The organism is Protofrankia sp. CiP1_Cm_nod1 (assembly GCF_920888515.1).
In the GTDB taxonomy this organism is placed as follows: Bacteria; Actinomycetota; Actinomycetes; order Frankiales; family Frankiaceae; genus Protofrankia.
In genome coordinates, this window is record NZ_CAKKTM010000126.1 from 1 (window position 1) to 14520 (window position 14520).

Genomic DNA, 14520 nt, shown 5'->3' on the forward strand with positions numbered 1-14520 from the left:
GGCCCGACCGGCCCGCACGGCCGCGGCCCGGCCGCTCATGGCCCGACCTGTCCTGGCGGGCCCGGCGGACGGGGGCTCCGCCGCCCGCGGCGGATGTCGCCGACACCGTCAACCGTACCGCGGTGGTTTCTCAGCCCCAACTGACGCCGTTCGTGTCCGCGTCGTTCTTTCTCATTTTCAACACGTCCTTTTCTCCCCGCGCGGTGGCGGTGGTTGTCCGTCGGGAGCCGCCGGCTGGCGTCGGCGTGTGTGATGTGTTCCGTTCTGGTGCCGGTCCTGTTCTCAGCCCCAGCTGACGCCGTTGTTCATGGCGGCCACTCCTTTCCGTTGCTGATTCGACCCGTAACGATTCATACAAATTCGTACGACATGGCCGGAAATATGAATGAAAGGGCCGTGCGCGGGCAATGGTGCGCTGGTGGTGCGGGGATCGGCCGCAGCGGGATGTCGACGTCCTGGTCACTATCCGTAGGCAAGAGTCCGAGATGCGACGCGACGGGTCCGGACTGCTGTCGAAGAGGTTTTTTGTGTCGGGCAGCGAACCGTGACCAAAAAGATAGCCAAATCATGACTGAATACAATTAAATACACCATTTCGGTTACCTGCTGTTAGGGTATGGGCGTATCTGTCGCGCCCACGCCGTGGTTCTCGTGCCGTTCGACGGCCGGCCCGTCTACACCCACTGGTGACCAATGGTGTTCATTGCTGTTCGCCGCATGCCGGGGCGTGCCTCCACGTGCCGGCTTCGACGCGGTTCGCCACCCGGCCGACGGGTGGGGCAGGACGGGGCGAAACAGCGGGCGGGACGCCTGGGAGCCGACGGGGCACCGTGCATGCCGTGGGCGTCGCGCACGTCGCGGATATCGCGGACGCCACGCACGCCGCCGGCACCGCGGCCGCGGTGCGGCGGGAGCGGTGCGGCGGGAGCGGCGTCCGGCCGGCTGCTCGAAGATCGATCCGGCTTCCCCCCGGGCCCGGTGGCCCGGGGGGAACTCGGCCCGCACACGCGCCACAATGGAGTCCGTGCCACTAGCCACCGCCGCACCCGAAGAGGTCCTGGACTCCGACGAGGCCGCCGAGCACGACCGGCCCTGGGTCACGATCGTGTGGAATGACCCCGTCAACCTGATGTCGTACGTGACCTACGTCTTTCAGAGACTGTTCGGCTTCAGCCGGGAAAAGGCCAAGGCGCTCATGCTCGACGTCCACCACAAGGGACGGGCCACCGTCTCCTCCGGCACCCGGGAGGAGATGGAGCGGGACGCCACCCGCCTGCACGCCTACGGCCTGTGGGCCACGGTCGCGCAGGACTAGGCCGTGTCCGGCGGATGATCCGTGCTGGCCGGTGTGGCACCGGGCCACCTGGGCATGAGCGTGGGGTGCCCGGCGCGGTCGGCGCGGCCGGCGGGCCGGCGGGCCGGGTGGCTCCTCGTGGGCCGAGAAGGAACCAGCGAAGCTGTCGGTGGCGTTAGCAAAGCGACGGGTGGTCGTCCGGATGCCGGTCCGCGTGATTGAAGATCTACCGGACGTGGCCCGGGCCGATCACTGTTGACCTTGGTTGGGAGAGCGTGTCCAACGGATTCAGCCGTACCGGAGACGGCGTCGAGATGGTCCTCGGTCCGCTTCAGGCGACCCTGCTGACCGAGCTGATCAGTCAGATCGACGCGTTGCTGGAGCCACCGCCGGTGGCCGACCCGCTGGAGGCGATCGTCGGCCTGCGGGCCGTGCCCCCGGCGGTACCGGAGGACCCGGCGGTGGCCCGGCTGCTGCCGGACGCCTATCCGAACGACCAGGAGGCCGCCGCCGACTACCGCCGCCGCACCTCCGACGACATCCGCGCGGGCAAGCGTGACGCCGCGCGCCGGGCACTGGCCACCGTGCCGGCCGCGGGCGGCCGGGTGCTGCTCGACGACGCCGCCGTCCAGGACTGGCTGGTCACCCTCACCGACCTGCGGCTGGTGCTGGGCGCCCGGCTGAACCTCACCGACGACACGTCGGCCGAAGCCCTGTACGAGATCGGCGGCCAGGACCCGCGCCGCCCCGTGGTCGAGGTGTACCTGTTCCTCGGGGACCTGCAGGAGCAGCTCGTCCAGGCGCTGCTGTGACACGGCCTGACCCGATGTGACATGGCCCTGACACGGCTCGCTGTGACACGGCTCGCTGTGACACGGCCCGTCGTGCTCCGGAGGCCCGGCGGCGGCCCGCCGGGCGCTCTCGCGGGCACAATCAGATCATGGGCAGGCATTCTTCGCCATGTACGCATGATCGTGGCTCGTGGTGGATGCCGCTCGTCGTACCGTTGGCCCGTGCTGCGCATCGATCGGGCCATCTACGAGGCCATCATCGCCCATGCCCGGCGGGATCATCCCGACGAAGCCTGCGGGATCGTCGCGGGCCCGGCCGGCTCGGACCGCCCGGAGCGCTTCGTGGCCATGGAGAACGCGGAGCGGTCGCCGACGTTCTACCGGTTCGACGCCATGGAGCACCTGCGGGTCTGGAACGACATGGAGGAGCGGGACGAAGAGCCGGTAGTTATCTATCATTCACATACCGCTACCGAGGCCTACCCGTCCCGCACGGACATCCCGCTGGCCCAGGAACCCGGCGCCCACTATGTCCTGGCTTCGACCCGCGACCCGGAGAAGATCGAATTCCGTTCGTACCGCATCATCGACGCAGTCGTGACGGAGGAGCCGGTGGAAATCGTCTGACTGCGCCCGACGTTGTGCCGGATGCCGCGCGGAGCCGGGCGCGCGTCCCCGGGGCGAGGGATCCGGAGCGGGACGGGATCCTTCGGGGTATGGCGCTGACAGCCGAGGCGGGGCCGAAGGCCGGAGCGCGGCCGGACGGCGCTGCCGGAGCGGGGCCCGAAGCCCGACCGGCAGCGCCGGCCGGCAGCACCGACCGAACAGCAACACCGACCGAACAGCAACACCGACCGAACAGCAACACCGACCGAACAGCAACACCGACAGAGCGCGACGAAACAGAGCACGACGATGAGGAGCAGCATGGCAGTCCAGGTCCGCGTGCCGACGATCCTGCGCAGCTACACGGGCGGGTCCAAGGTCGTCGAGGGTGTGGGAGACACGCTCGCGGCGTTGTTCATCGACATCGACAGCCACTTCCCGGGGCTGCGAGGCCGGCTCGTCTCCGAGGACGCCGGTGAGCTGCACCGCTTTGTGAACATCTATGTCAATGACGAAGACGTTCGTTTTCTCGGCGGTCTCGACGCAAAAATTTCCGACGGTGACACCGTAACCATTCTCCCCGCCGTCGCCGGCGGCTCAGCCATGATGCCGGCGACGGCGGGCATCTGAGACAGGCAGGCCGGAAGAGCTCATGCGTTTCGACTCCCTGGTGGACTCGGTTGGCCGCACCCCCCTGGTCGGTCTGCCCAGGCTTTCGCCATCGCCGGACGTCCGGTTGTGGGCCAAGCTGGAACAGGACAATCCCACCGGTTCGATCAAGGACCGGGCCGCGCTGTGGATGATCGCGGACGGGGAGAAGCGCGGCCTGCTCACTCCCGGCGCCACCGTTCTCGAGCCGACGTCGGGGAACACCGGTATCTCGCTGGCGATGGTCTGTCGCCAGCGGGGTTACCGGCTGGTCTGCGTGATGCCGGAGAACACCTCGGCGGAACGGCGGCAGCTGCTCGCGATGTGGGGCGCCGAGATCGTGTACTCGCCCGCGAGCGGCGGCTCCAACGAGGCCGTTGCCGTGGCCAAGCGGCTGGCGGCCGAGCATCCCGACTGGGTGATGCTCTACCAGTACGGCAACCCGGCGAACGCGCAGGCGCACTACGAGACGACCGGTCCGGAGCTCCTCGCGGACCTGCCGACCATCACCCACTTCGTCGCGGGCCTCGGCACCACCGGGACGCTGATGGGCACCGGCCGTTTCCTGCGCGAACGGGTCCCGGGTATCCGGATCATCGCGGCGGAGCCTCGGTACGGCGAGATCGTGTACGGCCTTCGCAACATCGACGAGGGCTTCATCCCCGAGCTCTACGACGGGAGCGTGCTCACCACCCGTATCTCGGTGGGGCCGAAGGAGTCACTACGGCGGACCCGGCAGATGGTCGAGGAGGAGGGGATCTTCGCCGGGATCTCGAGCGGCTGCATCCTGCACGCGGCACTGATCGAAGCGGACAGGTGCGTGCGCGCCGGGCAGCGCGCCGACATCGCCGTCATCGTCTGTGACGGAGGCTGGAAATACCTGTCCACCGGCGCATACGCGGGGACGCTGGAGGAGGCCGAAGCCGCACTTGAGGGTCAGCTCTGGGCGTGACCGGGAAGCCGGCGGGCGTGGTCCCGTCGGTGTACCTGGCGGTACCGAGGCAATGATCACTATTTTTCTCCCACGTCCCAGGATGGTCGCTGATGTACCCCGATGCGCCCTGATACCGGCTCGTCCGGGCTGTCCAAAATTCGACATGGGTTTCGTGACCACTGCCACACGGTCGGAACGGGATTTCGGGCTTAGTCTGATCGCTCATGAGCGGCGCGCCCATCGGGGTGTTCGGTAGCGCTGGTGGCAGTCATGCCATCGCGACCGTGAACTCCGATCAGCCCCTGATGAACCCCGGTCGGATCCCGACCGGGTCCCGCCACATTCCCGTTGGCCGACAGAGTGTGCTGCGGCGATCGCGGCCGGTGTCCGTGATCGCCGCGTCCGCCCGCGTCGCGGGCCCGTGCCGGCCGCGCGTGTCCGGGGTGCGTCACCCCGTCCGGGGCGGTGAGGCGATCTTCGTGTCCGCCGGTCACGCCGACGGCGCCGGCAGGACTGCCGCGGCCGGGGCCGTGGCCGCATGCGCTGCCCGCGGCGTCCCCGCGGGCGTCGCGCCTTACGACGTCTTCCCATCTGCCGGTCATCCGGGACGCGGCCGGCTGCCGGCCGTCCCTGGAGGTCAGGAGCGAGATCGTGGTTCGACGGGCCAGGAGCCCATCGGCGCGGTCAGAGCCCGCCCGGTGCTGTGTCGAGAAGTCGATGCGTACTCATTGATCCCGGGCTATACCGTTTATCACCTTTTGTTGACCGGCGTCATCGGCTTTGTCAGGGGAGAGGGCGTCACATTGGCGAGTAGCGCAGAAACCGCGATGAACGGTCACCGACGACCTGGTCGGTGCGGAGCACTCGATGATCCGGGCCGGCCCGGGCCGGACCTCCAGCGGCGCGCGGCAGCCAGCCCGCGCCCCGCGTGGGTGGTACCGCCACCGGCACCATCGGTGCCGGTGGCACCAGCCCGGACGGTATCGGTACTGACGGCATTGGCGGTGGCCCGATGAAGCTCACGATTCTGGGGTGTTCGGGAACCTACCCGGGACCCCGGTCGGCATGTTCGTCCTATCTGGTGGAGTCCGACGGCTTCCGGCTGGTGCTCGACGCCGGGAACGGCTCCATGGGCGAGCTGCAGCGGCACTGCGACCTGCGGGACATCGACGCCCTGCTCGTCTCCCACCTGCACGGTGACCACTGTCTCGACCTCGTGGTGAACTCCTACGCCCGCCGCTACCACCCCGAGGGCATGCCGCCCAAGCTGCCCGTCTACGGGCCCATCAACACCCAGGAAAGGCTGTGCGCGGCGTTCGAGCGCTGGCCGGAGGACTCCCTCGCCGACATCTACGACTTCCGGACGATCAGCCCCGGCCGGCTGGACGTGGGCCCGTTCCGGATCGATCTGGAGCGGGTGGCGCACCCGGTCGAGGCGTTCGGTATGCGGGTGACCGCCGAGGGGCGCTCCCTGACGTACTCCGGTGACACCAGCGCCTGCGACGAGCTGGTCCAGCTGGCCCGGGACGCCGACCTGTTCCTCTGCGAGTCGGCCTTCCTGGACGTCCCGGACAACCCCCCCGGCGTGCACCTGTCGGGGCGGGAGGCCGGCGAGCACGCCACCAAGGCGGGCGTGGGCCGTCTCGTGCTCACCCACCTGGTGCCGTGGGGAGACGCCGAACGCAGCCGCGAGGAGGCGGCCGGCGCCTTCGACGGCCCGCTGACCCTGGCCGAGACCGGCGCCATCTACGAGATCTAGCCGCGCACCCGCGGTACCCGCGACGTCCGGGCCGTCCACGTCCGGTCCGTCCTGACCGATCGGCTGGCTGGCTGCCGAGCGGCCGGGCGTCGTCCGCACGGTCGAAGATCAGTAGCAGCCGGCCTGTCGGGGGCGTCACCGGGCCGGCACGTGCCCCGGGCGGGCAGGGCAGGCGTACCAGGCCGGATTCAGCCTGGTACGCCGTGGCTCCGTGGACGCTGATCGGGTGCTGGGTGCTGGGTGCTGGGTGCCGGGTGCCGGGTGCCGGGTGCCGGGTGCCGCCGCGGGCCGGATCTGGAAGGTCCGGCTCTCGGTGCCACCGGCCGCGGCGTCGCCGACCGGCTGGTCCGGGCTGGGAGCGTCGTGCCCGGTGCGCCGCCGGGCACGCGCGTCGGTCCGGGCATGCCCGGCGGCCCAGGCCCGTCGGCGCGGGCGTTCATCGGCGGGCTTTTCATACTGTCGCCGATGGTGCCCGGTTGGATTCGACCGGTGTCGAGTTGCGTCCGCCCGGTAGGGTCAGTCGTCGTGAGACGTTCCGACGGCAGGACATCCGGGGAGCTCCGCCCGGTGAACATCACCCGCGGCTGGCAGGACCATGCCGAGGGCTCGGCACTGATCGAGTTCGGGCGGACGCGGGTGCTGTGCGCGGCGTCGGTCACCGAAGGCGTCCCGCGCTGGCGCAAGGGCAGCGGGCTGGGCTGGGTGACCGCGGAGTACTCGATGCTGCCGCGGGCGACGAACACCCGCAACGACCGTGAGTCCGTGCGCGGGCGCATCGGCGGCCGCACGCACGAGATCTCCCGGCTCATCGGCCGCAGCCTGCGTACCTGCGTCGATCTGAAGATCCTGGGCGAGAACACGATCGCGATCGACTGTGACGTCCTGGTGGCCGACGGCGGCACCCGCACCGCGTCCATCACCGGCGCGTATGTCGCGCTGTCGGACGCGTGCGGCTGGCTCGGCCGTCCGGACGCCCTGATCCGCAGCGTGGCGGCGGTCAGCGTCGGGGTCGTCGCCGGCCGGCCGCTGCTGGACCTCGCCTACGACGAGGACTCCGGGGCCGACACCGACATGAACGTGATCTGTACCGGTGACGGCGGCTTCGTCGAGGTGCAGGGGACGGCCGAGGGCCTGCCGTTCGACCGCGCGATGCTCGACCAGCTGCTCGACCTGGCTGTCGGCGGCTGCGCGCGGCTGACCGAGATCCAGCGGGCCGCGCTGGCGGGCCCCCGCCCGGTGCCCGCCGGCGGAGCGCGGCCAGGCGCCCGGTGACCACCCTCCCCGGGCAGGACCGGCCAGGCGCGGGCCGGCAGGCGTCCCGGCGGGTGGTGCTGGCCAGCCGTAACGATGCCAAGCTCGTCGAACTGCGCCGCATCCTCGCGCTGGCCGGTCTCGACGTCGAGCTCGTGGCGCTGCCGGACGGCCCCGACGTCCCCGAGACCGGCGCCACCTTCGCCGAGAACGCCCTGATCAAGGCGCGGGACGCGGTGCGGGTGACCGGCCTGCCCGCGGTCGCGGACGACTCGGGCCTGACCGTCGACGCGCTCGGCGGCATGCCCGGCGTCCTGTCCGCCCGCTGGTCCGGGCCGCTGCCCGGCGCCAGCCGGGCCGAGCGGGACGCCGCCAACAACGCGCTCGTGCTCGCCCAGCTCACCGACGTCCCAGAGGAGCGCCGTGGCGCGGCCTTCGTGTGTGCGGCCGCGGTGGTGACGCCGGCGGGTGCCGAACGGGTCGTGCACGGGGAGATGCGCGGGCGGCTGTTGAGGGTGCCCCGCGGGGACGGCGGTTTCGGCTACGACCCGCTGTTCCTCCCCGACGGGCAGAACCGGACCAGCGCGCAGCTGCGCCCGGCGGAAAAGGACGCTATCAGCCATCGGGGACGCGCCTTCGGCCAGCTCGCGGACGTCCTGCGGGAGCTTCTGCCGGCCTGACGCCCCTGCCGGCCTGGCGCACTGCCGGGGCCGCCCGCCTGCGGGCCGCACACCTGACGGGCTCAGATCAGGCTGTCCGGGCGTGCCGGAGCCGCCCACCTGCGGGTCGCACGAGGACGTTGCCAGGGGCGGTGGTGCCGGTGGCCTACGGGTCGCGCGGCGAGGTCACCGCGCACGTGGGCGGCCGTTTCGCCGGGACCGTCCCAGCGCCCGTTCACCCGGATCGTTCCGCGCGCACCGTCCTGCCTGGGGTGTCACGCCCGTCGGCGTCGTCCTGTTTGCTTGCGTTGTGTTGCATGGCTACTTCATGTGTTTGTGTTGTCTGTGATCCGCCCTGCGTCGGGTAGCCGTCGGGTATGTCCGGAGCGTTTTGCTGGATCATTCGACGCCCGGTATCCAGCCACTTTCTGTTACTGGGTTGTCGACGCTGAGCAGGTGGCGGCGAAATCCGGCAAAAGATGTGGCGGTGGAGCGCGTCAAACCGGGTACATGGATGCCAATTGCCGTGTAAGCTGGAACCACCTGTAATCGATCAGTGACTATTTGCTATCGGCAGGGTAGGTTAAGGACGCGGCTGAGGTGTCCGGGTCGTTCCATCCGTCCCCGACTCGTGACACCCCAGTCGCGTCCTCGATCACCCTGGGTCGTCGGGCGTCCGTTGGTCACAGGCCAGCCACTGGCGTCGACGCCGACGGCGCCGGCGGGCCTGGTCGGTGCCCGCCGGTCAGCGCTGGTTGTCCATGTTGATCTCCTGTCGGATCCCCGGAGCCGCTCGTTGTCGGATCTCCGGATTCGCGCACAACACCGCGGCCGGCCACCATCGTTCGACCACGTCCTGGACGGCGTCCAGACCGAACTGGTCGTCGACATGGGCCAGCGCCGCTCGGAACTCCGCTTCGAACGCGGCCCGCTGGTCGGCGTCCAGCGCGGCGTGCACCGCGGACCCCGTCTTGTCCACTCGGATCCGCAGCCCCTCCAGCGAGGCCGGCACGTCCGTATCAGCCATATTTCCATTGTCTCGCTCCGCCTGGCGATAACGCAGACGGGGTGTCTCGCTTCCTTAACGTGAAAGGACTGGAACACGTGGCGAACCCTGCTCAGACACACCCGGCCCCCGGGGCCAGGACAGACCCGGGGCCAGGGCAGCGCCGGGGCCAGGAGAACCGGGCCCAGGATGCGCTCGGGCTCGATCGGACGCCGGTGAGCTCGGACGCCGGTGAACTCGGACGCCGGTGAACCTGGACGCCGGTGAACCTGGACGCCGGTGAGGCGCGCCGCCGGTTCGCCGCCGCCAGGGTCGCCCGGCTCGCCACCGTGGACGCGGCCGGGCAGCCGCACCTGGTGCCGGTGACCTTCGCGCTCCACGACGATGTGATCGTCACGGCGGTGGACCACAAGCCCAAACGGTCGACGGCCCTCAGGCGCCTGGCCAACATCGCGGCCAACCCGCGGGTCACCCTGATCGCCGACCACTACGACGAGGACTGGCAGACCCTGTGGTGGGCCCGCGCCGACGGCCTCGCCCGCATCATCCCCGCCGAAGCCGCCCGCGCCGAAACCATCGAGGATGGAGCCACCGGGGACGGATCCGCCGGGAAGAAGCCGGCGGGGGAGAGCGCCGCCTGGCATGACGCGATCGACCGGCTGACGGCGAAGTACCACCAGTACCAGCGGCATCGGCCAACCGGCCCGGTCATCCTGATCGACGTCCACCACTGGTCCGGCTGGTCCTACCGCCCACCCCCGTGACGGCGGTGACGCCCCGCAGCGGCCACACGGCGCCGCACACGGCCCCTGGCCGTCCGCACAGATCATGATCGGCGCGAGTTTGTCGCTGTCCTGCCAGGCTTCCGCCCGGCTGTCCGCCTGCCGTGATGTGCGCCAGAGCCCGCTCGGAGGCCGGGTCGGTGTCCGCCTTCCGCGGGCCTCGCCGGCCAGCGCAGGGGCTGGGATGGGCGGCTGGACGGTCCGTGGCCAGCGGTCGCTATCCTGTAGCTGGCGGTACGTGATACCTGCGGCGCCTACCGTGTGGTACGCCGTACCTGGCAGCACGTGCGCGGGAGTGGCGGAATGGCAGACGCAGCAGACTTAGGATCTGCCGCCTCAGGGCGTGGGGGTTCAAGTCCCCCCTCCCGCACCGCCTTGTCAAAATGGAAAAACGCCTGTTCGGCCGGGCTTTCCCGTCCAGGCCGATCGTCAGGGCCGCTCGCCGATGCGGCAAGGAGCTCGTCGGTCGATTCCGCGTACGGCATATACACCACAATTTGGATAGTGCTTGCAGTGAAGTAACATTGCGGGCTGGAAGTTGGCGTACCGGCGCTGCATTCCCTTGAGAGCTTTGTCGCCGCTCCAGGGCACAAACATGGTGGCACCGTGCTTACAGGGTGACGGTGACCCCTCGTCAAAGTGGTCGAACTTGCGCGTGCTTGCCACCTTACGATGGTAAACAGTGTGTCCCGCCTCGATCCTGGGGAGTTCCTTCAGGGTAGCCGACGCCGCGTCCCACATAACCGTTACGAGGTGACGGCGGACCGCATCGTGGAAACTGTCGAATTTCTCGCCTGGTACGCCGAATCGCTCCACAGGACACCCGGCGTCCTGCATCTGCTGGACTATCGGCGGCCAGTCGGCACGGCCGGTCACCACGACGCCGAGGTCGGCGCGGTTGACAAGGGACTGCGAGCGCACTTCGCCTGGTGTCGCCGCCACCAGGAGCCGTAAGCCAACGACAGCGGCCGTTACCCGAATCCGTGGTTCCCAATCCGCTGGGACCGCGCGGTAACCCGACGTCGGCGTCCCGAGGAGGAGCACTTCTTGGGGGCCATCGATGCGCTCTCGTCGATCGCGCAGCCCGAGATCCATGTACATCGCCTCCAACCGAGCCGCGACAACGCACAGGTCCTGAGCGGAAAGCCGGCCGTCGTCGCCTACCTCGATCGGAACAGCGTCGACCGTCAGCTCAGCGACTTCCGGTGGAAGCCCGGCGGTGACGGTAGCGCCGAGCTCGACGAACAGCGTGATATCAGACGCGCTGGCGAGCACGGACTGCCAGACCCGGTAGCCTCCCCCGGCAACGCGCACCCGTCCCGCGGCGCCTGGCCGGTTGATGAGGTGGTCAAGAAGCGCTGTCGTGACCGGTGCTGTGAGCCCCTGTGCCTGGCCTACAAGCTCCTCGTGTGCCTGCCGTAGCCAACGCGAACTGGTGCGCTTCTGGGTCGCCAAGCGCAGCGGGGCGCTGCTGCCACCGCGCGTAGAAAGGACGACGTCGCAGACTTCACCGTCTACCGGGGACAGGACCGCCGGCGCGAGAGCAACGTCGAACAGGTCACACGCCCGTTTTTCTTGGACGCGTGTGCTGGCGCCGATGACGAACCGCCTTTCAGGCGTGCACGCGCAGGAGATGCTCGGCCCGTACCGGCAGGCTCGCAAGCTCGGCCAGGGTCATGTTGTCGATCACGAGGTGCAGCAGCGCGCGCAACTGTGCGAGCTCGTCGTCTGACACCCCTGGGGCGGGAGCGGGCTTCGATATGGAAGCCGGAGGTGCGGAAGCCGTGCGCGCGCGAGGCTCCAGGAGATCGGTCACGTCGACGCTCTGCTCATGTGCCCACGCAACGGCGTGAGCGAGGATCCGCCGCTGCAGTTCGCTCCGCCAGGCAGCCACGAGCCCCAGGTGGGTCAGCTCCTGCCGGAACCGCCCGCGCTGGGCGGTTTCATCAAGGCTGGCCAGGAGCGCCGCGCGCGCATCCTCATCCGGAAGGGCCGCAGCCCATTCACGCATCCAGCCGACTTGGGTGGACATGTCCGCAGCGGGTATTTTCGTGAATCGTTCAGGCGTTGATTCCCATGCTGGACGGCCATCCGCATCCACCGGATACATGACACCGCGGCGGCTGTGCCGGTCCCAAACCCGACGCTGGTCCGGCGCCCAGTCGACGAAGCAATGCCACACCTCGTGACGGAGACGGCTCGTCGACGCGAGGGCGGTCCTGGGAGAGGCTGGCCGGACGCCGGCCTCCGCGATGTCCGCGGCGGCCGAACGGCTGTAGGAGGATGTCGGCACGTCATCAGGCGACTCGCCCGGTAGCAGGACCATCCAGTGCCCGGAAGGCATCTGGTGCAGCCCGACGCGCCCTGCGGCAGCAGCCGCCTGAACAAAATCGCGGAAGGTCGCGAACCCAAGCGTCTGCTCGGAGAATGCTCCGGCGGTACGCTGCTGCAGACCGGGCTTGAGCCCGGCGGTGGTGGTAACACGTCCGCGGTCCCGCCAGTCATGAACCAGTTCCACGAGGACATCCAGCGCCTCGGGCATCGTCAGGCCAAGAGGGACGGCGGTCACGACATGCCTCCAGAAAATGAAAGCCCTCTGGTCAGAGGGCTATCTGGTTTCAGTCGTCGACCCGTCTGGGCAGTGGCCTCCATGTGCTCCGTGTCCCGAGGGACTGCTGCACACGACCCGTAGGTGGACGGTTTCCCACGGCACCGCGAGGGCTTGCGCTGCTGGGGCTCCCCGTCCGAGGGTTGCCGTCTGGCCAAAAAAACTTGGCCCGACAATGAAGTTATGACGATGAAGTTATGACGATGAGGTTATGTTGACGGCCAGCAGTCGGCGCCGCACAGGCATCGAGTTGACCGGCCATGCAAGCCTACCCCGAGCCTGGTCCAGAGTCACGTGCTCCCTCTGCTCGGCCGGATGCCTCGGCCCGTATCCATACAGTGCCGCGCAAGTGACACACGGTGGAATAATGGTGGATGTGTGCTCGCTCTGCCGGGTGGTATCGGCGGGGGCTGTCATCGGTGACCGCGGTCCCGCCCGTTGATCGCGGTCACGTCGACAGGTATCCCGGGACGGCCGGGGCCAGCCACGGCCCGGACCGTCGTCGGATCGGATGCGCCGTACGCCGCCTGCCACAGCCTGCTCCGGCGCACCCGAGGTTTCCCATACACAGGCTGCCTGACCGGCTGCCGTGTGTGAAGGGGCCTACGGCACGTGCGCCATGTCACTTTGGTGACTGTCACGAGGGCCGTTGTTCCGCCAGGGACCGGCGAAAATACCCACGGAACGGTACCGAGCGGGTTTTTTCCGGATCCGTCCGCCCGGCCGCCCCGCCGGTCATCGGCGCGGGCCGGGCACATGCCATGATCGATGTGATTCTGATGCCGGGGAAGCGGTACGGGAATTATATTGATCATGGTGCCGGCTGAGGCCGGCGCGGGCGGCGGGTTGCCGGGACGGCGGGTTGCCGGGACGGCGGGGCGGCGGGGCGGCCGGTCAGGCGGACAGGCCGAGGTCGTGGATGATTTTGGCGACGTGGCCGGTCGCCTTGACGTTGTAGAGCGCCTTCTCGATCTTGCCGTCGGCGTCCAGGAGGAAGGTCGAGCGGATCACACCCACGGTCTTCCTGCCGTAGAGCGTCTTCTCGCCGTACGCGCCGTAGGCGGCGAGCACGGCCCGCTCCGGGTCCGACAGCAGCGGGAAGGTCAGTTTCTCGTTGTCGCGGAACTTCACGAGTTTCGCCGGCTTGTCGGGGGAGATCCCGAGCACGTCGATGCCGGCGTCGTTCAGCAGCGCGAGGCTGTCCCGGAAGTCACAGGCCTGCTTGGTGCACCCGGGCGTGGAGGCGGCCGGGTAGAAGTAGACGACAACCCGTCGCCCCCGGTAGGACGACAGCGACACCTCGTTGCCGTCGGCGTCGGAGAGGGTGAAGCCGGGAGCGGTGTCACCGGTGGTGAGACGGGCAGCGGCGGCGGTCTCGGTCATGGTCGGAAGGTAGCCGGACGGGTCCGGCACCGCAAACCCCACCCCTCCTGAATCGGCCCGGTACGCCTTGCACACACCGTTCCCATGCCGCGTTCCCGTTTTCACACCCCGTCCTGCCGCCCTGCCGTCATGCCGGTGCCGCTGCCGCTGCCCGGCCAACCGGGCAGCGGGGGACGGCGGTCAGGGCGGGCTGCCCAGCGGCTCGACGCCCGCGAGCGTGGCCACACCCACGAACGCGGCCGGATCCACCTGGCCGACGGCCCATCTGCGCAGCTCGTTGATGATCAGGATGGCCAGGTCGACGTCCGCGTCGGCGTCCGCGTCGGCGTACACCATCGGGTCGATCACCACGTCCATGATGACCAGGAAGGTCCGGCCGTCCCCGACGATCCGGCCGCAGCCCACCGCCCGGCCCGGCTCGTCCGCGGCCTCCACGCACAGGCCGGCGAGGCTGCCGTCGATGGCGTCCGCCGCCGCTTCGGGGCCGGGGTCGGGCAGGCCGCCGGCGGTACGCAGCCGGCGCAGCTCCGCCACCGTCGGCATCCGGTGGACGACGACGAAGCCGCCCACCGACAGGGACAGCGCGCGTGAGGCAGCACCGTTCGTCCCCGTCCCCGTCCCCGTCCCTGTCCCTGTCCCCGTCCCTGTCCCGGGGCCCTTGCCCGCCGCCCCCGCCGCCGGCTCGACGAGCGCCGGGTGGGGGGACACCGGGCCGGGCCGGCGCCCCACCAGCAGGGTGTCGACCACCGGGTGCCGGTTGCCGTCGCCGCGCAGCGGCCCGCGGACGCGGCCGGCCCGG

General features: G+C 69.7%; 14 protein-coding genes, 1 tRNA gene and 1 pseudogene. 12 read left to right on the plus strand and 4 right to left on the minus strand.

Annotation, left to right across the window (positions count from 1 at the left end; translation table 11 throughout):
* The first annotated feature begins 1015 nt into the window (after positions 1-1015).
* The 8 genes from clpS (at position 1016) to rdgB (ending at position 7963) form a co-directional block, all read left to right on the plus strand.
* Positions 1016-1315 carry an ATP-dependent Clp protease adapter ClpS gene (clpS, locus tag NBX02_RS06035; RefSeq protein ID WP_250286344.1) on the plus strand — a complete coding sequence of 100 codons (300 nt, stop codon included), beginning with the start codon at positions 1016-1018 and terminating at the stop codon, positions 1313-1315.
* Positions 1316-1569: 254 nt separating this feature from the next.
* Positions 1570-2106: a DUF2017 domain-containing protein gene (locus NBX02_RS06040; RefSeq protein WP_250286346.1), complete on the plus strand. Its 537-nt coding sequence runs from the start codon at positions 1570-1572 to the stop codon at positions 2104-2106.
* A 201-nt stretch (positions 2107-2307) separates the two neighbouring features.
* Positions 2308-2712 carry a Mov34/MPN/PAD-1 family protein gene (locus NBX02_RS06045; RefSeq protein ID WP_445548292.1) on the plus strand — a complete coding sequence of 135 codons (405 nt, stop codon included), beginning with the start codon at positions 2308-2310 and terminating at the stop codon, positions 2710-2712.
* Positions 2713-3012: 300 nt separating this feature from the next.
* A complete protein-coding gene (locus NBX02_RS06050) occupies positions 3013-3321 on the plus strand; it encodes a MoaD/ThiS family protein (RefSeq protein ID WP_250290350.1) in 309 nt (102 codons plus the stop codon).
* A gap of 22 nt (positions 3322-3343) precedes the next feature.
* Positions 3344-4291 carry a PLP-dependent cysteine synthase family protein gene (locus NBX02_RS06055; protein WP_250286353.1) on the plus strand — a complete coding sequence of 316 codons (948 nt, stop codon included), beginning with the start codon at positions 3344-3346 and terminating at the stop codon, positions 4289-4291.
* Positions 4292-5285: 994 nt separating this feature from the next.
* A complete protein-coding gene (locus tag NBX02_RS06060; protein WP_250286356.1) occupies positions 5286-6032 on the plus strand; it encodes an MBL fold metallo-hydrolase in 747 nt (248 codons plus the stop codon).
* Positions 6033-6557: 525 nt separating this feature from the next.
* Positions 6558-7304: a ribonuclease PH gene (rph, locus tag NBX02_RS06065; RefSeq protein ID WP_250286358.1), complete on the plus strand. Its 747-nt coding sequence runs from the start codon at positions 6558-6560 to the stop codon at positions 7302-7304.
* On the plus strand, positions 7301-7963 hold the full coding sequence (gene rdgB, locus NBX02_RS06070) for an RdgB/HAM1 family non-canonical purine NTP pyrophosphatase (protein ID WP_250286360.1): 663 nt from the start codon (positions 7301-7303) through the stop codon (positions 7961-7963). Before rph ends, rdgB begins: the two co-directional genes overlap by 4 nt.
* Positions 7964-8687: 724 nt before the next feature.
* Here rdgB and NBX02_RS06075 read toward each other — a convergent pair.
* On the minus strand, positions 8688-8969 hold the full coding sequence (locus NBX02_RS06075) for a DUF6247 family protein (protein ID WP_250290351.1): 282 nt from the start codon (positions 8967-8969) through the stop codon (positions 8688-8690).
* A gap of 242 nt (positions 8970-9211) precedes the next feature.
* On the opposite strand from NBX02_RS06075, the gene NBX02_RS06080 reads away from it, so the two are divergent.
* The 4 genes from NBX02_RS06080 to NBX02_RS06095 all read left to right on the plus strand — a co-directional run bounded on the left by NBX02_RS06080 (position 9212) and on the right by NBX02_RS06095 (position 11152).
* On the plus strand, positions 9212-9712 hold the full coding sequence (locus NBX02_RS06080; protein WP_250286370.1) for a TIGR03668 family PPOX class F420-dependent oxidoreductase: 501 nt from the start codon (positions 9212-9214) through the stop codon (positions 9710-9712).
* Positions 9713-10019: 307 nt separating this feature from the next.
* Positions 10020-10100: transfer RNA gene (locus tag NBX02_RS06085), tRNA-Leu, on the plus strand.
* Positions 10101-10501: 401 nt separating this feature from the next.
* Positions 10502-10684, plus strand: coding sequence for a hypothetical protein (locus NBX02_RS06090; RefSeq protein ID WP_250290354.1), 183 nt, complete (start codon positions 10502-10504; stop codon positions 10682-10684).
* A gap of 93 nt (positions 10685-10777) precedes the next feature.
* Positions 10778-11152: a hypothetical protein gene (locus NBX02_RS06095; protein ID WP_250290356.1), complete on the plus strand. Its 375-nt coding sequence runs from the start codon at positions 10778-10780 to the stop codon at positions 11150-11152.
* A gap of 190 nt (positions 11153-11342) precedes the next feature.
* On the opposite strand, the gene NBX02_RS06100 is transcribed toward NBX02_RS06095, so the two are convergent.
* The 3 genes and pseudogenes from NBX02_RS06100 to NBX02_RS06110 all read right to left on the minus strand — a co-directional run.
* Positions 11343-12272: a hypothetical protein gene (locus NBX02_RS06100; RefSeq protein WP_250290359.1), complete on the minus strand. Its 930-nt coding sequence runs from the start codon at positions 12270-12272 to the stop codon at positions 11343-11345.
* Positions 12273-13232: 960 nt separating this feature from the next.
* Positions 13233-13721 (minus strand): thioredoxin-dependent thiol peroxidase, encoded by a 489-nt coding sequence (gene bcp, locus NBX02_RS06105; RefSeq protein WP_250290363.1) that lies wholly within the window; start codon positions 13719-13721, stop codon positions 13233-13235.
* A 180-nt stretch (positions 13722-13901) separates the two neighbouring features.
* A pseudogene (locus NBX02_RS06110) lies at positions 13902-14520 on the minus strand (hypothetical protein); the annotation flags it as partial.

Excerpts from the sequence above, each read along its gene's own strand:
- NBX02_RS06060 (WP_250286356.1), top strand. The coding sequence starts at position 5,286 with ATGAAGCTCACGATTCTGGGGTGTTCGGGAACCTACCCGGGACCCCGG.
- NBX02_RS06055 (WP_250286353.1), top strand. The coding sequence starts at position 3,344 with ATGCGTTTCGACTCCCTGGTGGACTCGGTTGGCCGCACCCCCCTGGTC.
- NBX02_RS06075 (WP_250290351.1), bottom strand. The coding sequence starts at position 8,969 with ATGGCTGATACGGACGTGCCGGCCTCGCTGGAGGGGCTGCGGATCCGA.
- clpS (WP_250286344.1), top strand. The coding sequence starts at position 1,016 with ATGGAGTCCGTGCCACTAGCCACCGCCGCACCCGAAGAGGTCCTGGAC.
- bcp (WP_250290363.1), bottom strand. The coding sequence starts at position 13,721 with ATGACCGAGACCGCCGCCGCTGCCCGTCTCACCACCGGTGACACCGCT.
- NBX02_RS06050 (WP_250290350.1), top strand. The coding sequence starts at position 3,013 with ATGGCAGTCCAGGTCCGCGTGCCGACGATCCTGCGCAGCTACACGGGC.
- NBX02_RS06100 (WP_250290359.1), bottom strand. The coding sequence starts at position 12,272 with ATGCCCGAGGCGCTGGATGTCCTCGTGGAACTGGTTCATGACTGGCGG.